Below are 18,405 nucleotides of genomic sequence, written 5' to 3'. Positions count from 1 at the left end.
ATACTAATTATCCAAAAAAACTGTATTAAGTTTTGAAAAATTGGTATCTTTGTAATAGTGCTATCTAGGGGAGTTTGTAAAATGAAATCTAAATTATCGTGGCGTGATTTGTTATTCATCGGTTCAATGTTATTTGGACTTTTTTTTGGAGCTGGAAATTTAATATTTCCAGTATTTTTAGGTCAGCAAGCGGGGAACAAAGTTATTCTTGCTGTTATTGGTTTTTTGATTGCCGGAATCGGCTTACCATTGCTGGGTGTTGCCGGAATGGGGATGACTCGTAGTGATAATGTATTCGAGCTAGCCCAAAAAGTTAATCGTCCTTATGCTTATGGTTTTACAATTTTACTTTATTTGACGATAGGTCCATTTTTTGCGACACCTCGTTTAGCGACTTCTTCATTTCAAATGGGGATCGTACCTTTTATAAGTGATGGAAATGAAAAATTAGTATTAATTATATTTTCGGTAATTTTTTTCCTAGTCGCTTGGTTTTTTGCGCGTAAACCTAGTAAATTGATGACCTATGTTGGCAAATGGTTAACACCAATGTTTTTAGTATTATTAGGAATACTGATCATTGTTGCATTAGTGAAACCAATGGGAAGTTTTTCGTTTGCGGCAAATAAGGCTTATGTAAAAAATCCGATTTTTAGCGGATTTACTGAAGGTTATAACACTATGGATGCCTTGGCATCATTAGCATTTGGAACTATTGTTGTAGAAGCTATTAAAAATCTAGGAATAACTGAACCGACGCAAATAGCTAAAGATACGATTAAATCAGGAATTATCAGTGTAGTTTTGATGGGTGCAATTTATTCATTATTGGCATTCATTGGAACAATGAGTTTAGGTCAATTTGCTAGAGCTGAAAATGGTGGTATTACATTGGCTCAAATCTTCAATTATTATTTTGGATCATTTGGTAGTGTACTTTTAGCCTTGATCGTAATTATTGCTTGTTTAAAAACAGCAATTGGACTAATTTCAGCTTTTGGGGAATCAATGCATGATATGTTTCCAAGAATTTCATATAAAATTTTGATCATTTTTGCCAGTATTGTACCATGTGTTTTTGCAAATGTTGGATTAACGAATATTATTAAATATTCCACACCGGTTTTGATGTTTATTTATCCGTTAGCAATCGTTTTAATATTGTTGGCAGTTTTGTCACCGATATTTGGTGATTCACGTTGGATCTATGGAATGACAACCTTATTCACGCTTATTCCGGCAGCTTTATCTGGAGCAGTTTCTATGCCAAAGAATCTACAAGTAGCTGGATTTATCAAAATGAATGATTATTTACCTCTATCAAATATGGGATTATCATGGGTCGTACCAGCCGCTATTGGGTTGGCTTTGGGATATTGTATCGCGAATTTTAAGAAGAATTAAATAAAAATCGAGTATCACTAGGAAACTACATCAAAGGTTTTCTACTGATACTCGATTTTTTAATTGTGATCGTTTTGATTTCTAAGAATGAATCTTGAAGCAACCGATACTTGTTTAGTTTCATCACCGATTGCTAGTTCAAATGCCAATCTGCCTATCTCATGAAAATTATGATCGATAGTAGGTAGGTTTAACAATTGTCCAGATAATTGATTTTCTTGACCGATCAATGTTGGTATTGGTAAATGATGATCTAAATAAAATTGTCTAGCTCCAGTAGCAACGTCGTCGCCATTAGCAAAAATCAAATCTGGTGTGACATTATTTTTATAAAATGATTGAGCTGATCGATATCCATCGCTATATGTAATTACATCAGTTCGTAAAAGTGACTCAAGTGGTTCATGATGGAATATTTTAATAAATGCTTTTCTAGTTAATTGACTGGTGGCACTCAATTCAAAGTTACGACTTAATAAAATAGCCACTTTTTTTACGTTTTGAGCTTTAGCCCAAGTAAAGGCTTTTAAATATGAATCAATTCTTTCAGTGTAAGCAGCTGAAATATCGTAATTACCAGGATCATGACAACAAACGATCGAACCATATTTTTGATATTCAAGTAAATCATCTAAAGTTACTCCGTGGGAAGTAAAAATAATAGCATCATAGGCTTTGCGCCGTAATCGATTCAGATAATTCATCTCTACGTCAGCATCATACATCGAAGGCAATAAAACAATTCGATAACCAGCTGGAAAAGCAGCATCCATGACACCGTTAATAATTCCAGTGTAGTAGGGATGTTTTGTATAGGGCATAACTACGCCGATGTTATGAGTTTTACCTTTACTAAGATCTCTTGCCACATCATTAGGAACATAATCGTATTCTTTGATAATTTTTTGCACAGCAAGTTTGGCATCGTCTGAAACATACTTGCGGTTGTTGATAACTCGCGAAACAGTTGCAGCAGAATAGCCGCTTAACTTTGCAATATCATGAATATTCATTTTTGCCTCCTAATTAACAATGAATTTTTGGATACCAAATGCCACTCCATCTTCAATATTACTTTTAGTGATCAAATTGCTATATTTCTTTACTTCATCCACAGCGTTTGCCATAATAATTGGTTTTGCGACCATCTTTAACATCGGAATATCATTATGACCATCGCCAAAAGCAGCCAATTCAGACTTATCAAGTTTATTTAAATTTTGAACATATTTGATCCCATGAGATTTTTGAGCATCAATATTTGTAACTTCTAGATAATTGTTTCCGGATTGTTGAACTGAGATATTTTCAATATTCAAATTAGTTATGAACTTGTGTAAATCAATAACTTCTTTTGCGGTAGGAGTTATTAACATTATTTTGAAGAAATTATCATTCTTGTTTGCAAAAAGTTCTTTAAAATTCACAATAGTTGGATCAATTGAAGTTATTTTGGATTCATATTCAATTCCAAAGTCTATTTTTTCTGAATACCAGTTGTCAGTATCGTAAGTGCTGACACTTACGTCAGGAAAGTTAGACTTAACTTGGTCGATTATTTCTTCAACCGTTTTTAAAGGTAGGTTATGCTCGGAAATTTTTTCAATGGAGTTATTTGCTGGTTTAAAAATCAATCCGCCATTAAAAGCAATTTGGGCACTAGTTAAGTTTAATTTGTCGATGGTATCTTTCATTTCCATCGGTGCGCGTGCAGATACTAATGTAAAAGGAATCTTGCTATCTTTAATAGCCTTGATATTGCCCTCACTAACTACACCAATTTCATTTAAAAGAGTATTATCCATATCTGAAAAAATATGCTTTATCATTTTATTCTCCATTCAATTTATATATTTATATTAATTTCTGAAACGCGTTCCAGGTCAAGTTCGATTTTGTTAATAGTTCAAAACTATGGTTCAATTAAAAAAACGGGGTGATGAAATGTTAATAGATGGACATACACATACGGAATTTTGTCCGCATGGTAGTGGTGAACCGACTGAAAAAATGATTCAAAGAGCGATTCAGTTAGGTATAAAAAAATATTGCATTACAGAACATGCACCAATTCCAAAAGAATTTGAAAAAGTTTACGCAGGAACGCCAGATGGGTACGATAGTGCGGCCATTTCTATAAGTGATCTGCCAAATTATTTCAAAGAAACACGGCGACTTCAAAAGAAATACCAATCAGAAATTCAAATTTCAATTGGTTTTGAAGTAGATTATTTAGAAGGTTTTGAAAACTGGACCAAAGATTTCTTAGATGAATACGGTCCAGAAACACAAGAAAGTATTTTGTCGGTTCATTTCATGAAGGGAACTAACAATAAAGAGTGGTGTATCGATTACGATACGAAAAACTATCAAGATGGTTTTGCAGATTACTTAGATGATCCACAGCACATCTTTCAAGTTTATTATGACACTGTTAAAAAATCAGTTGAAGCTGATTTAGGCAAATATGCACCGCAAAGAATCGGACATATGAGTTTAATTAGAAAATTTCAAGATTATTTTAATTTAACAGAAGATTATGATGAAAAAACAATGCAACAAATCACCGAAATATTAACTTTAATAAAACAGCAGAATCGACAATTAGACTTAAATCTAGCCGGATTATATAAACCATTATGCAATGATTATTATCCAGGAAAACAAATAACAGAATTAGCCCAAAAGATGGATATACCGCTAGTATATGGGTCTGATGCACATGATATAAAATCAGTTGGTCATGGATTTCATTTAGTAAATTCTGCAATTCTTTCTTGACAAATTGAATGGCGGCTTTTATAGTTATCACTAAATTAGATATTAGTTAGAAAAACTAATTTAAATTTAATAATAGTGATGATTAGGAAAAGTAAGCAATAATCAATCTAAAAGAGAGTCTTGGTAGCTGAAAACAAGATAGAAATTATTACTGAACACACACCTATGAACTGTGGAACTGAAATTAAGTAAGTTTCACCGAATTGGTTCGTTATCCAAGTTGACATAAGCCAACATGAGGTTTAATTCGTAAGGATTAGACAAAGTGAGGTGGAACCACGTTTTCACACGTCCTCTTAGCATTTATTTGCTAAGGGGATTTTTTTTTAGAGCGAATCATAAGGCGGTTAGAGACTGAGCATTACCTAGACTTGCGCCAGTGCCACGAAGTGGCGCAGGTGCAAGTCGTAGTAAGCGTAGGTCTCTGCCTTATGATTCGCGTTTCCACAAAATAATACTAGAAGCATAGAAAGATATTTTGAAGCTAAGGTATTATGACTCGCGTTTAAACAAGCAATAAATCAACATAACAAAAAGGAGCGTTGAAAATGAAAAACAACTTATTACCATTAGGAACCCGTGATGAATTTGGTAGAAGAGCCGTTACTAAACAAAAGATAATTTCGGTGGTTCAACGACATTTAAATCAACGTGGATTTTCAGTTATTTCAACGCCGTTATTAGAAAAACAAGAAGTATTCGATCAATACCAATTAGGAAATTATCAAATGTATCGATTCTTAGATCCTGAAGGGGACACTATCGTACTAAGACCAGATATGACTTTACCAATTGCCAGATTTCTTAGTTCAACCAATATCCCATTACCGCAAAAATTCTTTTATGTTGGAGATATTTTTAGAATTAGCCGTAAATTATCTGGTTCATACAATGAATTGACACAAGCTGGGATCGAACTTATCGGATATGATTCGCTAAAAGCAGAATTGGAATGTTTAACGATCATAAATAAATTAAGTAAAAAACTGTTAGGCAAAGATGTTGAAATCGAATTAGGGATCGCCGATTTTGCCCCAACGTTATTGGAAAATATTACAAATGATAAAAATCAGCAAAGTGAGATAGCTCAAGCTCTTTACGATAAAAATATTCCTGAATATTCTAAATTGATTCAAAATTATTCCACAGCATCTCAATATAAACTGTTGAAAAAGTGGCCTAGATTGTTTGGTGATCCAGAATCGATTTTTTCAGAATTAAAAGAATTTGATTTATCCACAGAATTACAAGATAAGTTAAATAATCTAAAAGAAATTATTAAATGGATCAAACAAGTTATGCCAGAGCAAAGTATTTCTGTTGATCTTAGCAGTCGAGCACCACAAAGTTATTATACCGGATTGACTTTTAGAGGATTTTATCAAGATGGAAATGATTATTTATTCAGTGGTGGACGTTATGACAAGTTATTAGCTAACTTTCAAGATCAGACCGAACCGGCCGTAGGTATGGGAATTGACATTGATCTTATTGCCAATTTAATTACCCCTAAACAAAAATCCCAGAAGACAATGATTTATTTCAATAAAGATCAGTGGAAAAAAGCGGAATCCAAATTAGCAGAATTAGATAACGGAATTTTATCTTTATCTGAGACTAAAAAAGACGCTGAAATTGAAGCAAAAAATAACAATGCTACTTTATTAGATTTGACTGGGGGGAATGATTTTGACTGAAAATCGAATAAAAATTGCTTTGACAAAAGGCCGCGTTGAAAAACAAATACTACCTTTATTGGACAAAGCAGGTATTGATTGTGAGCAGATAAAACAAAAGAAGCGACGTTTGATTTTTGACTCACCTAAACAACCCTATGAATTTATTCTAGCCAAAGGTCCAGATGTAACTACATTTTTAGAACGAGGAGCTGCTGATATTGGGATCGTTGGCAGCGATATTCTAACAGAACATCGCAGCACACAATATGAATTATTAGATCTTAAAACTGGACAATGTCAATTTGTTTTAGCTTCCACAAAGGACTTTGATCCAGATGAACCCAGACGAAAAATCATTGGAACAAAGTATCCAAATATAACTAAAAAATATTTTGATAGTCTTGGTCAAGATGTCGAAATAATCAAGATAGAAGGATCAGTTGAACTAGCACCATTAACCGGTTTAGCAGATGCAATTGTAGATATAACAGAAACTGGAACGACAATTCGGGAAAATAATTTAAAAATTTATGATTACTTAGACAAAGTGTCTACTAGGTTAGTCGTTAATCGTATGTCCTTAAAACAGCATTCCAAAGAAATTTATACATTGGTAGATAAATTAGAAGGGGTCGTAACGAAATGAAAATATATCAAAAAAGTATTGATGAATTAGAAAAGATCATTCAAAGAAAAACAATGCAGTTAAGTGATCCAGAAGTTGAAAGCACGGTTAGCAATATTATTGAAGACATTATCGAAAACGGTGATGCCGCATTAAAAAAATATGAAAAGAAGTTTGATGGAGTAGATATTGAAGATTTCAAATTATCTCAAGAAGTAATTGATTCAGCTTTTGAAAATTTAGACAGCAAGGTTAAAGATGCTTTGTTATTAGCTAAAAAAAATATTACTAGTTTCCACGAAAAGGAAAAAGCCAGTGGCTTCATCGATTCAGAACAAAAAGGAGTTTTGAGGGGACAAAAGGTTTTACCACTAAAACGAGTTGGTCTCTACGTACCCGGTGGAACAGCCGCATATCCATCAACTATTTTAATGAGTGCATTGCCAGCCAAAATTGCTGGGGTCGATCAAGTTGTTATTGTCACACCTCCACAAAAAGGCGGCATTAATCCCGCTGTTTTAGCAGCAGCCAAAATTGCCGGAGTTGATTCGATTTATCAAGTTGGTGGTGCACAGGCGATCGCCGCATTAGCTTTTGGGACAGAATCTATTCCACAAGTGGATAAAATTGTTGGTCCGGGAAATGTGTTTGTTGCCACGGCTAAGAAACAAGTCTTTGGTCAAGTTGATATAGATATGGTCGCCGGACCTTCAGAAATTGGGATCATTGCAGATCAAACAGCAAATTATAAACAAATTGCAGCTGATTTATTATCACAGGCTGAACATGATAAAAGAGCCCGTCCTATCTTGATTACTGATAGTTTAGATTTGGCAAAATCAGTTGATAAAGAAGTGGATAAACAGTTGAAGGTTTTACCTAGAGAAGAGATCGCCACGGCCTCGGTAAATGATAAAGGCTTTATTGCCGTGGTTGAAGAAATTGACGACATGTTTGAGTTGATGAATACAGTAGCTCCAGAGCATTTAGAGGTTCAGGTTGAAAATCCAACTCAATATCTTAATCAGATTAAAAATGCGGGATCAGTTTTCTTAGGCAAGTATGCTAGTGAACCATTAGGAGATTATGTTGCCGGACCTAATCACATCTTGCCAACCGGCGGTACTGCCAGATTCTCGTCACCATTAGGAGTTTATGATTTTGTTAAACGTACATCGTTCATTCAATATACAAAATCAGCACTAGAAAAAGAGGCATCAGCAATTACCACTTTAGCCAGAGTTGAAGGACTGGAAGGTCACGCTAGAGCAATTGAGTCACGTTTTAATAAATTTTACGATTAGGAGAATGCGAAATGAGACAAGCAACGATTGAAAGAAAAACAAAGGAAACTCAAATTAAAATTAGTCTTAATTTAGACGAGCAGTCTGGAATTGAGATTGATACTGGGATTGGATTTTTAGATCACATGCTTAATTTATTTGCTAAACATGGTCGTTTTGGATTGATCGTAAAAGCAAATGGCGACTTGAATGTTGATCCTCATCATACAACTGAGGATACAGGAATTGTATTAGGTGAATGTTTTAAACAAGCTCTAGGGGATAAGTCAGGGATAGAACGTTACGGAACTCAATTTGTACCAATGGATGAAACATTGGGCCAAGTTAGTGTTGATCTATCAGGTCGTTCTTACTTAGTTTTTGATGCCGAATTTACTAATCCTAGATTAGGCGGACTTGATACAGAAACCGTTGAGGACTTTTTCCAAGCCGCAGCTTTTGCAGCTGAAATGAATCTTCATGCCAAAATTTTATACGGCAGAAATACTCACCACAAAGTTGAAAGTCTCTTTAAAGCATTCGGCCGGGCAATGCGTGAGGCAGTGACGATCAATCCAGATATTATCGGAATTAATTCAACAAAGGGTGTTATCTAATGTTTTCTATCGTAGATTACGACACCGGTAATACTCGTAATTTAAAAAAAGCTCTCGATTATTTGAATATTGAAAATGAATTAACATCCGATAAATCAAAAATTTTAAAAGCAGAAGCAGTAATTTTACCGGGAGTAGGTGCTTTTAAAGCAGCAATGTCAAAATTAGAAGAACGAAATTTAGTTGAAGTTTTAAAACAAGTGGCGAAAAAAAAGACACCGATCTTAGGAATCTGTTTAGGAATGCAATTGTTATTTGATAGTAGTCAAGAGTATGGATTTACTAACGGATTAGGATTGATTGCTGGTAAAGTTGAGCAAATTCCTGATAAAGGATTAAAAATACCTCAAATGGGTTGGAATCAAAATAAAATTATCCAAAATAGTTCATTTGATTCAGTGAAGGATCAATATACTTATTTTGTTCATTCTTACTACGCTAATTGTGATATTAAAAACACTATTGCAGCAGTCGATTATGGAATAAAAATACCTAGTATTGTTCAAAATGAAAATGTTGTTGGGATGCAATTTCATCCTGAAAAAAGCGGCAGTGTCGGATTAAAATTATTAAAAAACTTTCAAGAGATGGTGAAGACAAATGATTTTTCCAGCAATTGATTTATATAAAGGACAAAGCGTGCGTTTATACAAAGGCGACTATGAAAAAGTAACTTTGATCGATAATGATCCGGTGGCTCAAGCTAAAAAAATCTTTACTAAAGTACCTCAACTGCACTTAGTTGATTTGAATGGTGCTAAAACTGGATCACCAGAAAATTTTGAAATAATTAAGCAGATCAGAGAAAATTTTCCTGGATTTATAGAATTAGGCGGTGGAATCAGAAATTACCAAACAGCACAGAGATATTTGAAATTAGGGATCGATCGAATAATTCTTGGTTCCGCTGCAATTGAAGATGCTGCTTTAGTAAAAAAATTACTAGCAGAATTTGGCAGTGATCGAACTGTTATCGGAATCGATGGCAAGAATGGAAAAGTTGCTGTGAATGGCTGGATCGATCAGTCACAAATAAAAATGACAGATTTAATTTTAGAGATGTCAAATTTTGGAGCTAAATCATTTATTGTTACCGATGTTGATCGTGATGGAACAATGACAGGTCCTAATTTAGATTTATTGATGAGTTTGTCACAAAGATTGCCGCAAATCAATTTAGTCGCCAGTGGCGGAGTTAGAGATGCCAAAGATTTACATCAATTAAAAGCTCTAGGTATCAAAGACGTAATTATTGGTAAAGCTTTGTATGAAAAAACTATTACCTTGGAAGAAATTGCGGAGGTAGAAAATGTTAGCTAAGAGAATTATCCCTTGTTTAGATGTTGATAATGGGCGTGTTAAAAAAGGTGTTAATTTTGTAAATTTGATGGACGTAGGTGATCCAACCGAAATTGCTGCCGAGTATCAAAAACAAGGTGCTGATGAACTAGTTTTTTTGGATATCACAGCTACAAATGAGCATCGAAAAACGATGGTTGATATAGTCGAAAGTGTTTCTTCACAAGTTTTTATGCCGTTAACAATTGGTGGTGGAGTACAAGATATTTCTGATATCCAAAGATTATTAAAAGCCGGTGCTGACAAGGTGGCTATTAATTCAGCAGCAGTTTCTGATCCTCAATTGATCACTGAAGGCGCTGAAAAATTTGGCAATCAATGTATTGTTGTAGCAATCGATGTCAAAAAAACTAATGGTAAGTATTTAGTTCATACTCACGGTGGTAAAAAAGCGACTGATCTGGACGCAATTAAATGGGCCAAAAAAGTCGTTGAATTAGGTGCCGGTGAACTATTGATCACTAGTATGGATAAAGATGGTACTAAAGACGGATTTGATATTGAGTTGTATCAAGCCATCAATCAAGTTGTTAACGTACCGATCATCGCTTCTGGTGGTGCCGGCAAAGTAGAAGATTTTTCAGAAGTATTCAAAAAAGCTGATGTCGATGGAGCTTTAGCAGCTTCAGTCTTTCACTTTGGAGAACTATCTATCAATAATGTTAAAAAAGCCGTTAAGAAAGCTGGGGTGACAGTCAGATGATCGAGCCGGATTTTTCTAAAGGATTATTGACCACCGTGGTTGTAGATTCAAAAACAAAAGATGTTTTAATGGTAGCTTGGATGAACCAAGAAAGTTATAAACGAACTCTTGAAAGTGGACAAACTTGGTTTTGGTCACGTTCTAGAAAAGAACTTTGGCATAAAGGTGAAACTAGCGGTAATTTTCAAGATGTAGTGGATCTTACTTTAGATTGTGATCGAGATACATTGCTGGTCACGGTCGATCCACATGGTCCAGCTTGTCATACCGGCCACCGCAGTTGTTTCTTTCAAAATGTATCAAAAGAGGAGAATTGATCATGCAAAATTTAGATGAATTATATGAAGTAGTCAAAAAAAGACAAGCTGATCCTAAATCAGGTTCTTATACTAATTACTTATTTGAAAAAGGCTTGGATAAAATTTTAAAAAAATTTGGTGAGGAATCAACCGAAGTGATCGTGGCAGCGAAAAATGAAAATAAGCCTCGAGGTGATGATGAATTAGTCTATGAATCGGCAGATTTGCTTTATCACCTATGTGTATTGTGGGCTGAAAAAGATGTTACTTTTGATCAAATCAAAGAAGAGCTAGCCAAACGAGAAGGTTTAATGAGTGAATTTAAAGATCGACCTGAAATTCAAGACTTGTAGGAGGAAACTATGAAAAAAATCATTCAAGATTTGAGCCCTTATATTCCTGAAAAGCCATTAAATGATTTACGAGACGAATTAGGTTTGGACAAATTAGTTCGTTTATCAGCTAATGAAAATCCTTATGGGACCTCTAATACAGTCAGAGATGCCGTTATAAATTGGGCCAAACACAGTCACAGTAATCGTTACCCAGACAGTTCGGCCAATCAATTGCGACAACTAGTTTCAAAAAATTTTGATCTTGATCCAGAACAAATAATATTTGGAGTTGGACTTGATGAAGTGATCGTAATGCTATCAAGAGTCTTTCTTTCTCCAGGGGACGCAGAGATGATCTCTACGCCAACATTTTCTGAATATGCATTGCACGCTGAAATCGAACAAGCCAATATTCAAAAAGTAGCGACAAAAGAAGACGGCAGGATCGATTTTTCGGGGATGTTACAGACAATTACACCAGAGACAAAATTAATTTGGATCTGTAATCCTAATAATCCTACCGGAACTTATGAAACTGTTGAGGAAATCGATAATTTTGTATCGCAAGTACCTGGCAATGTCATGGTATTGATAGATGAAGCCTATATTGATTTTGTAACGTGCCAAGAACCGATCTCTGCCATGCAATTAACAAAAAAATATCAGAATATCGTCGTCATGAGAACTTTTTCAAAAGCATACGGTTTAGCCAATTATCGAGTGGGTTACGCAGTATTCGCTAAATCTATCGCCGAAAATGTTCAAAAAGTACGTTTACCATATAATGTGAATTCTATTGCTCAAGTTGCGGCTATTGCAGCTTTTAAAGATCAAGAATTTGTTACAAAAGTTGTCGAGAAGAATGCTTTGGAACGACAAAAAATGCAAAACTTCTTTGACGATAAAAAGATACATTATTTAAATAGTCAGGCCAATTTCATCTTTTTTGAATATCCAAATGCCAATAAATTAGCAGATTATTTATTACACAATGGCTATTTGATCAGAACTGGTTTAAAAGATGATTGGTTAAGAATGACAGTAGGAACTAAAGAAGATAATGCTGACATTAGAAAATTGATTGAAAATTATATTGGATAGGCCGGTTTTATCAATTTAAGTTTTTTTGTATTAAATCTATCAATGTTATATTGTAAGAATATGATTTAATCATGGAGGAATTTTAATTGATATTAGAACGAGAAAATATGATCAACATTAACCAGATCAAAAAGGAACTCGGAGAAGTTTTTTTAGGCAATGAAGATGTTGATGATTTCAGTGCTTTAGTTAGTTACTATCAACTTTGTAGAGCGGCTGTGGGAGAGTTTGGTACTAAATTAGAAAATTTGGATGCTGATTATCAAGTACGACATGATCATAATCCAATTCATCATATTGAAGTTCGCATGAAAGATGTTGGTAGTTTATTGGGAAAATTGAGACGCAAAGAACTACCAGTTCGTTTTAGTAGTATCCCTGATAATATTTATGATATCGGTGGACTTAGAGTTATAACAAATTATCTTGATGATGTTTATACAGTTGCTGATAATTTATTAGCTCAAGATGATGTTAAGTTGATCAAAAGAAAAGATTATATTAAAAATCCTAAACCAAGCGGTTATCGTAGTTTGCATTTAGTAGTATCGGTACCAGTATTTCAAGCTGATAGTGTTCAAGTAACGCCGGTAGAGATCCAGATCCGTACGGTGGGTATGGATATGTGGGGTAGTTTAGAACATAAATTGCGTTATAAAACAGACGCTCCAGAAGATAAGGTGGCTAAATACTCTAAAGAATTACACGGTTATGCTGATGAAATAAATAATATCGAAACTAATATGCAGAATATTTTTCATAAATTATAAAAGAGTGTTATCCGTAGCTAAGCGGAGGTCTCTGCTTTATATAACACGTTTTAATAACGTTTAAGCTCCAGTCTCCGGGAAAAAGCACTAAAAGCCTGCTGTGGGACCGTCTTTAGTCGTTGTCTCAAGACTAGATTTCAAGCTTCGCACAATACGCGAATCTTGAAATACGTCCGGTATTGTAAGCGATAAATCGCTAACAATACTTTCACTGCTGGCTTTTAGTGCTTTTTTCCTCCGACTTAGATATTCGATTTTCTCGTATTAAATCAAATAGGATCAGTAATCTGATTTTTTTCAGAATACTGATCCTATTTATTTTTGTTAAAAATATAATATTAAACTAAATTTTGTTCTGATGATTCTTTGGTGAAATCAATTTCTTTGATGCGGGATCTACGACGAATGAAGAATAATAAGCAAAGTACAACGAAGACTAAACTTACTAACATTGTATAGATCATTTGTGGCAGTGCTGAATTTCCGGTCATTAAGGTATTTCTTAATCCTGTTACTGTATATGACATTGGTAACCAGGGGTTAATTACATTGAAGAACTTATCTGATAGTTGAATTGGATAGGTTCCGGCTGATCCTCCTAGTTGTAAGACTAATAGGACCAAACTGATAAACGACCCGACTTTTCCTAATACTAGATTTAACCAGGAGACTATCATCATGAACATCATTGCTGTTAAGAAAATCATCACAAAGGTTGCTCCGGGATGTATTGGTGCTAAGCCGTCTACTACTTTCATTAGGAAGTAAACGATGACACTTTCACCGATAACAAAAGCTGTATTAAGTGAAGCTTTACTTGCCCACCATGAGACACCACTGTGAGGATATTTTCTTGGTGTATACGTATCAAACATCAAATTAAAGGCTAATGCGCCGATGAATAATGATACTGATAGCATGTAAGGTGCCATACCGGTACCATTATTCGGTGCATCATCACGTTCTGTGTGTTTAGTAGTTGTGGGTTTTGCAATTTGATTATAAGTTAACTTGGTAGGGTCGACTTTGGCTTGTTTAGCACCATTAGATAATTGTGATGCTAATTCTTTATTACCATTATAAACTTGATTTATACCTTCTCCCATTTGAGAAGAACCACTGGCTAAAGTCTGTGAACCGCTGGCAATTTGAGTAGCTCCACTTGCTAATGTAGTAGCACCAGAGGTTAACTGTGATCCGCTTGATTGAAGTGTATTCAAACCAGAGGTTAGTGTTTGTGCTCCTGAATCAAGTTGGGAAACTCCACTTTGCAAGGCTGGCATTTGTCCATTCATGGAATTTATTCCACTAGCTAAAGTTGCTGCACCATTGTTTAATGTCGAGCTATTACTTGCTAGTTGTCCAGTTCCAGCAGCAATTTGACTAGTACCACTGGCTAGTTGTGAACTGCTTGAATTTAATTGGTTCATACCTTGTGTTAGTTGGTTCATACCACTTGAAGCAGTTCCTAATTGATTAGTTATTGTTTGCGAACCGCTTGCTAGTTGTGCTAGGGCTGTAGCAAGTTCTGCTTGTGAACTTCCAGCTGTACTTAAAGCACTTTGTAAACCGGATAAGTTAGTTGATCCAGTATTTAGACTTGATAAATCACTGCTTAAACTAGCGGCAGCACTTTGAAGTGCTGAAGTATCTGATTTTGTGTTAGCACTATTTACAGCCGCCAACATGGCAGATTTTTGATCAGGAGTTAAGTTTTGCTGATCAGCAGCTTCTGAAACCTTTTGAGCTACGTCTGAATTATTTGAACTTGATTGAGCAGCAATGGCTTGTTGTAAAGTTTGCATATCAGATTTAATTGCAGCTGATTGAGTTGCTGAATTTGATAGTTGGCTTTGAGCACTTGATAAAGCACTACTTAGTTGCGAAAGCTGTGATTGACTGCTACTTACACCAGAACTGACTTTTTGTAGCTGTGAGGTTAATTCCCCACTGGCTGTATATAGTTGGCCGATTCCAGAGTTTAAAGTGTTAGAACTAGTTGCTAAAGTATTAGTTCCACTAACTAGAGAATTAGTACCAGAATTCAAAGTGTTAGCGGCTGTATTCAATTGATCTACACCAGAAGTATAGCTTTGAACACCAGAGCTCAATGTATTAGATCCGGTTGCTAATTGGCTGACACCACTAACCAAGGTTGCTGACTGATTATTTAAAGTATCAAGACCACTACTCAAAGTTTGACTACCAGAAGCAGCCTGATTAACTCCGGAAATGTATTGATTTAATCCATTATTCAAAGTTGTTGCACCATTTGAAAATGTTAATGAGCTACTGGATAAAGTATTTAAACCTGAAGTTACTTGATCATTTGCAGAAGCAAGTTTCTTACTACCAGAAGTTAACTTATCTCCACCTTTGGCAGCGGTATCCATACCTTTACCTAATTTTTGAATAGCTGAGAAGAGTGTTTTGGAGTAAGTTTTAGTAACTTGCTGTGAAACTTGTTCAGCTGCCGTTTTAGCAGCTGATGCGGTCATCTTAGAAGCGATAAAATTATGACCAGCACTAGTTTTATAATGAAGGACCATTTTATCAGGTTTCTTCTTTAAAAGAGTAGTAGCGCTTTTAGAAAAATCCTTCGGAATTGTTACTACCATGTAGTATTTTCCTTCGTCTAGTCCCTTGGCTGCTTCTTTTTTAGAAGTTAAGATTTTAAAATCCATTGCATCAGATTTTTTGAGGTTTTTGGATAAATCCTTCCCAACTGATAACTTGGTTCCACGATAAGTGACTGATTTATCATTATTGATCACCGCTACGGGAAGGTTACCGAGTTCGCCGTAAGGATCCCACATCGATTTTAGGAAAGTAACTGAATAAATCGAAGGGATGAACATAATAACAATCAGAACCAGCATCATAAATTTATGTTTTAGTAAATATTGCCATTCCGCTTTTATCATTTTTTTCTCCCAATTTTTAAAAAGTGTTGTATTATAGATGTGAATACTTAATACTCACATGAGTATAAATAATAATAACTATGAACTTAAATTTCCACAACAAATTTGCTTGATGTGAGAATTAAGCCACATATCTTTTGAAGATGTCAGTTAGATCTGGGGAGTTAAATTATGAAAATAGATAAAAGAGTACAAAGAACTAATCAAGCTTTAAAAAAATCCTTTAGAGATTTATCCAAAATTCATAAATATCGAGACATAACAGTTAAAGAATTAACAGATAATGCCAAAATTAATCGCAAAACTTTTTATTTACATTACGATTCGATCGACGATTTTGTTAATACTTTTGCTGGAGAATTGGCGGACCAATTACTAGAAATTATTGCGGGTAAATCGTTACATGATACATTAACTCATCCAGCAGATCTATTTGACGGTATAGTTGATTATTTTGAGCAATCCAGAGATTTTTATTCGTTCGTCCTTACTTCTGACGATTACAGCTTTTTATCCAGAAAGGTAGAACGTTTAGTTTGCGATGGTTTTGCTAGTGCCCTGAAAGAATCTTTTAACATAACGCAGATCGATGCATATATTAGCGCCAGTTTTATGATCAGAAATACTCTGATGCTTTTTAGATTATATGAAAAAGGGCAGGTCCAATTGACTAAAGAAGAATTTAAAGATCGTTTAATTCGTTTAAATCAATCAGGATTAAAAACCTTCTTAAACTAAAAAATTCCTCTCACTTCGTTTTGAGTGAGAGAAATTAAATAGGGGTTGCTTAAATCTCAACTCCCTGTAATAGTAATCCATTAATAGTATCAGTTAATTGATCAGGATCAACTTTTACTTTTTGTAAAAGATCAGCGTTGGCTAATAATTGTTGTTTTATACCTTCATAGTCTATTTCAACATCTGAAGAAGCTACGACAGCAAGGAAAACGTTGACGGGTTTATTGTCGACACTTAACCATTCGATCGGCATTTCTGATGTGAAGGCGAATAATTGAGGTTCTGATACTTCACTAGCACTTGCTTTTGGCATAGCGATCTTTTGACCGATAGATGATGGGCAAGTTGCTTCACGTGCCAAAAAGCTGCTTTTAACTTCTTGTTCCGAAACATTTAGCTTTTTAGCAACAGCATATGAAATTAAAGATAGTGCCTTGACCTCATCATAATCTGACATTGGTAAGTTTGCGAAAACATTGTTTTTATTTAGTTTCATCATAAAACACTCCTTTAACATTTGTTCAACTGAAGTGTAAGGTGTGAAACGCGTTTTAGGTCAAGGGGAAATTTAAATAAAACTGTAAACCTTTACAGCCAGTAGTGAAGAAAAATTTCAGTTATAATTTAACTATCGAACCCGTTTCACAAATAAGGAAGGATTTTTTATGAATGTTGCTCAATTAACTAATCAAATTATATTGATGTTTTGCTTGATGTTAGTGGGAGTTTTGATTAATAAAGTAGGTTTCATGAAAGAGTCAACATCAAATGATCTGACGAATATTTTGTTATATATTGTTTCGCCTTGTTTGATCATCAATGCTTTTGAACAAGATTATTCCGCCAAAAGAATTCAGCAATTTATCTTAGTCGCCATCGGAATTCTTTTGTTTTATATTATTGCTATTGTTGCCGCACATTTTATTTTTGGAAGAATAAAAAATCCTAATCTTAGACGTATCACTCAATATGGTAGTGTATATTCCAATGCAGGATTTATGGGTATACCTTTAGTCAGTTCCTTATTTGGAGCACAAGGAGTTTTCTTCGCAGTTGTTTCTTTGGCATTTTTTAACATCTTTAGTTGGACACATGGGATTTCGTTATTCAAAACTAAAGATAATAATGAATCAATCGACTGGAAACAAATTTTATTAAATCCCAACATTATTGCCATCGCTTTAGGACTGATCATGTTTTTAACCATGTTTAAGATTCCCGGAACATTGAATCAAGTAGTAAAATACGTCGGATCGATCAATACACCTTTGTCGATGATAATTATCGGTAATAGTCTGGCAAATATTAAGTTTTCACGTGAAATGCTAGATAAGAATATTGGCCTGACCATTGTATTAAGAAATTTAATCTTTCCTATATTAATGGTATTTATATTAAAGCTATTAGGAGTATCGGAGATAGCATTGTATACGACCGTGATAATGGCAGCCTGTCCAGTAGCAGGCATAGTCGTATTGTTTACATTACAAGCACATGATGATGCAGGTCCCGCAATTTCGTTGATGAGTTTGTCGACCTTACTTAGTTTAGTTACTATACCGTTGGTTTTTGCTTTTGTGTAGGTCAGAGCGTGCCATAAGGCGGTTAGAGACTGAGCATAGCCTAGGATGGCGAGTAATTGTGCACTTTCAATTATTCGCCATCCGTAGCTAAGCGGAGGTCTCTGCCTTATGGCACGCGTTTCAACAAATTAAACATCTAATTAAACTAAAACAGACATAATAATCCAAAATCGGATTACTATGTCTGTTCTTCTTTCTAAAATC

At 34.7% G+C, this 18,405-nt stretch carries 19 protein-coding genes and 1 other annotated feature; of the genes, 15 read left to right on the top strand and 4 right to left on the bottom strand.

Going from position 1 to position 18,405, the window contains the following annotated elements; all coding sequences use genetic code 11:
• Positions 1-81 precede the first annotated feature (81 nt).
• A complete protein-coding gene (gene brnQ, locus EKM77_RS07775) occupies positions 82-1,404 on the top strand; it encodes a branched-chain amino acid transport system II carrier protein (protein ID WP_125593488.1) in 1,323 nt (440 codons plus the stop codon).
• 59 nt (positions 1,405-1,463) lie between these two features.
• On the opposite strand, the gene EKM77_RS07770 is transcribed toward brnQ, so the two are convergent.
• Together EKM77_RS07770 and EKM77_RS07765 are read right to left on the bottom strand one after the other, a co-directional pair.
• On the bottom strand, positions 1,464-2,417 hold the full coding sequence (locus EKM77_RS07770; protein WP_125593487.1) for a LacI family DNA-binding transcriptional regulator: 954 nt from the start codon (positions 2,415-2,417) through the stop codon (positions 1,464-1,466).
• A gap of 9 nt (positions 2,418-2,426) precedes the next feature.
• On the bottom strand, positions 2,427-3,233 hold the full coding sequence (locus tag EKM77_RS07765; protein WP_164507740.1) for an HAD family hydrolase: 807 nt from the start codon (positions 3,231-3,233) through the stop codon (positions 2,427-2,429).
• Positions 3,234-3,348: 115 nt separating this feature from the next.
• Here EKM77_RS07765 and hisJ point away from each other — a divergent pair, with 115 nt between their 5' ends.
• The 12 genes from hisJ (at position 3,349) to EKM77_RS07705 (ending at position 12,956) form a co-directional block, all read left to right on the top strand.
• Entirely contained in the window at positions 3,349-4,185 is an 837-nt protein-coding gene (gene hisJ / locus EKM77_RS07760; RefSeq protein WP_125593485.1) for a histidinol-phosphatase HisJ, read from the top strand.
• Positions 4,186-4,254: 69 nt separating this feature from the next.
• Positions 4,255-4,484, top strand: a binding site (T-box leader).
• Positions 4,485-4,733: 249 nt separating this feature from the next.
• On the top strand, positions 4,734-5,882 hold the full coding sequence (locus EKM77_RS07755; protein ID WP_125593484.1) for an ATP phosphoribosyltransferase regulatory subunit: 1,149 nt from the start codon (positions 4,734-4,736) through the stop codon (positions 5,880-5,882).
• On the top strand, positions 5,875-6,510 hold the full coding sequence (gene hisG, locus EKM77_RS07750; RefSeq protein WP_125593483.1) for an ATP phosphoribosyltransferase: 636 nt from the start codon (positions 5,875-5,877) through the stop codon (positions 6,508-6,510). Before EKM77_RS07755 ends, hisG begins: the two co-directional genes overlap by 8 nt.
• The gene (gene hisD / locus EKM77_RS07745) at positions 6,507-7,793 is read left to right on the top strand and encodes a histidinol dehydrogenase (RefSeq protein WP_125593482.1); all 1,287 of its coding nucleotides are present in this window, start codon (positions 6,507-6,509) and stop codon (positions 7,791-7,793) included. Before hisG ends, hisD begins: the two co-directional genes overlap by 4 nt.
• 11 nt (positions 7,794-7,804) lie before the next feature.
• Positions 7,805-8,389: an imidazoleglycerol-phosphate dehydratase HisB gene (gene hisB, locus EKM77_RS07740; protein ID WP_125593481.1), complete on the top strand. Its 585-nt coding sequence runs from the start codon at positions 7,805-7,807 to the stop codon at positions 8,387-8,389.
• The gene (gene hisH, locus EKM77_RS07735) at positions 8,389-9,009 is read left to right on the top strand and encodes an imidazole glycerol phosphate synthase subunit HisH (RefSeq protein WP_125593480.1); all 621 of its coding nucleotides are present in this window, start codon (positions 8,389-8,391) and stop codon (positions 9,007-9,009) included. The genes hisB and hisH overlap by 1 nt, the downstream gene beginning before the upstream one ends.
• Complete coding sequence (gene hisA / locus EKM77_RS07730; protein ID WP_125593479.1) at positions 8,990-9,709, top strand: 1-(5-phosphoribosyl)-5-[(5-phosphoribosylamino)methylideneamino]imidazole-4-carboxamide isomerase; 720 nt, start codon at positions 8,990-8,992, stop codon at positions 9,707-9,709. Before hisH ends, hisA begins: the two co-directional genes overlap by 20 nt.
• The gene (gene hisF / locus EKM77_RS07725; RefSeq protein WP_125593478.1) at positions 9,699-10,451 is read left to right on the top strand and encodes an imidazole glycerol phosphate synthase subunit HisF; all 753 of its coding nucleotides are present in this window, start codon (positions 9,699-9,701) and stop codon (positions 10,449-10,451) included. The genes hisA and hisF overlap by 11 nt, the downstream gene beginning before the upstream one ends.
• Positions 10,451-10,768 carry a phosphoribosyl-AMP cyclohydrolase gene (gene hisI, locus EKM77_RS07720; RefSeq protein WP_125593597.1) on the top strand — a complete coding sequence of 106 codons (318 nt, stop codon included), beginning with the start codon at positions 10,451-10,453 and terminating at the stop codon, positions 10,766-10,768. The genes hisF and hisI overlap by 1 nt, the downstream gene beginning before the upstream one ends.
• 2 nt (positions 10,769-10,770) lie before the next feature.
• Positions 10,771-11,103, top strand: coding sequence for a phosphoribosyl-ATP diphosphatase (hisE, locus tag EKM77_RS07715; RefSeq protein ID WP_125593477.1), 333 nt, complete (start codon positions 10,771-10,773; stop codon positions 11,101-11,103).
• 9 nt (positions 11,104-11,112) lie between these two features.
• The gene (gene hisC / locus EKM77_RS07710; RefSeq protein WP_125593476.1) at positions 11,113-12,186 is read left to right on the top strand and encodes a histidinol-phosphate transaminase; all 1,074 of its coding nucleotides are present in this window, start codon (positions 11,113-11,115) and stop codon (positions 12,184-12,186) included.
• Positions 12,187-12,272: 86 nt separating this feature from the next.
• Positions 12,273-12,956, top strand: coding sequence for a GTP pyrophosphokinase (locus EKM77_RS07705; protein WP_125593475.1), 684 nt, complete (start codon positions 12,273-12,275; stop codon positions 12,954-12,956).
• Between the two features lie 338 nt (positions 12,957-13,294).
• Here EKM77_RS07705 and EKM77_RS07700 read toward each other — a convergent pair whose 3' ends face one another.
• On the bottom strand, positions 13,295-15,880 hold the full coding sequence (locus EKM77_RS07700; RefSeq protein WP_125593474.1) for a YhgE/Pip domain-containing protein: 2,586 nt from the start codon (positions 15,878-15,880) through the stop codon (positions 13,295-13,297).
• Positions 15,881-16,051: 171 nt separating this feature from the next.
• Here EKM77_RS07700 and EKM77_RS07695 point away from each other — a divergent pair, with 171 nt between their 5' ends.
• Positions 16,052-16,618 (top strand): TetR/AcrR family transcriptional regulator, encoded by a 567-nt coding sequence (locus EKM77_RS07695; RefSeq protein ID WP_125593473.1) that lies wholly within the window; start codon positions 16,052-16,054, stop codon positions 16,616-16,618.
• Positions 16,619-16,667: 49 nt separating this feature from the next.
• Here the strand turns inward: EKM77_RS07695 and EKM77_RS07690 are convergent, their stop codons facing one another.
• Positions 16,668-17,117 carry a PTS sugar transporter subunit IIA gene (locus EKM77_RS07690; protein ID WP_164507738.1) on the bottom strand — a complete coding sequence of 150 codons (450 nt, stop codon included), beginning with the start codon at positions 17,115-17,117 and terminating at the stop codon, positions 16,668-16,670.
• Positions 17,118-17,283: 166 nt separating this feature from the next.
• Between EKM77_RS07690 and EKM77_RS07685 the strand changes: the two genes are divergently transcribed.
• A complete protein-coding gene (locus EKM77_RS07685) occupies positions 17,284-18,201 on the top strand; it encodes an AEC family transporter (protein ID WP_125593471.1) in 918 nt (305 codons plus the stop codon).
• Positions 18,202-18,405: the final 204 nt, after the last annotated feature.

It is taken from the genome of Companilactobacillus baiquanensis (assembly GCF_003946605.1).
Lineage (GTDB): Bacteria > Bacillota > Bacilli > Lactobacillales > Lactobacillaceae > Companilactobacillus > Companilactobacillus baiquanensis.
This window is presented reverse-complemented; position numbering and strand designations above follow the sequence as displayed.

What these genes read in the sequence shown, in the direction of transcription:
- brnQ (WP_125593488.1), top strand. Translation starts at nt 82, where the DNA reads ATGAAATCTAAATTATCGTGGCGTGATTTGTTATTCATCGGTTCAATG.
- EKM77_RS07770 (WP_125593487.1), bottom strand. Translation starts at nt 2,417, where the DNA reads ATGAATATTCATGATATTGCAAAGTTAAGCGGCTATTCTGCTGCAACT.
- EKM77_RS07765 (WP_164507740.1), bottom strand. Translation starts at nt 3,233, where the DNA reads ATGATAAAGCATATTTTTTCAGATATGGATAATACTCTTTTAAATGAA.
- hisJ (WP_125593485.1), top strand. Translation starts at nt 3,349, where the DNA reads ATGTTAATAGATGGACATACACATACGGAATTTTGTCCGCATGGTAGT.
- EKM77_RS07755 (WP_125593484.1), top strand. Translation starts at nt 4,734, where the DNA reads ATGAAAAACAACTTATTACCATTAGGAACCCGTGATGAATTTGGTAGA.
- hisD (WP_125593482.1), top strand. Translation starts at nt 6,507, where the DNA reads ATGAAAATATATCAAAAAAGTATTGATGAATTAGAAAAGATCATTCAA.
- hisB (WP_125593481.1), top strand. Translation starts at nt 7,805, where the DNA reads ATGAGACAAGCAACGATTGAAAGAAAAACAAAGGAAACTCAAATTAAA.
- hisH (WP_125593480.1), top strand. Translation starts at nt 8,389, where the DNA reads ATGTTTTCTATCGTAGATTACGACACCGGTAATACTCGTAATTTAAAA.
- hisA (WP_125593479.1), top strand. Translation starts at nt 8,990, where the DNA reads ATGATTTTTCCAGCAATTGATTTATATAAAGGACAAAGCGTGCGTTTA.
- hisF (WP_125593478.1), top strand. Translation starts at nt 9,699, where the DNA reads ATGTTAGCTAAGAGAATTATCCCTTGTTTAGATGTTGATAATGGGCGT.
- hisE (WP_125593477.1), top strand. Translation starts at nt 10,771, where the DNA reads ATGCAAAATTTAGATGAATTATATGAAGTAGTCAAAAAAAGACAAGCT.
- hisC (WP_125593476.1), top strand. Translation starts at nt 11,113, where the DNA reads ATGAAAAAAATCATTCAAGATTTGAGCCCTTATATTCCTGAAAAGCCA.
- EKM77_RS07700 (WP_125593474.1), bottom strand. Translation starts at nt 15,880, where the DNA reads ATGATAAAAGCGGAATGGCAATATTTACTAAAACATAAATTTATGATG.
- EKM77_RS07695 (WP_125593473.1), top strand. Translation starts at nt 16,052, where the DNA reads ATGAAAATAGATAAAAGAGTACAAAGAACTAATCAAGCTTTAAAAAAA.
- EKM77_RS07690 (WP_164507738.1), bottom strand. Translation starts at nt 17,117, where the DNA reads ATGATGAAACTAAATAAAAACAATGTTTTCGCAAACTTACCAATGTCA.
- EKM77_RS07685 (WP_125593471.1), top strand. Translation starts at nt 17,284, where the DNA reads ATGAATGTTGCTCAATTAACTAATCAAATTATATTGATGTTTTGCTTG.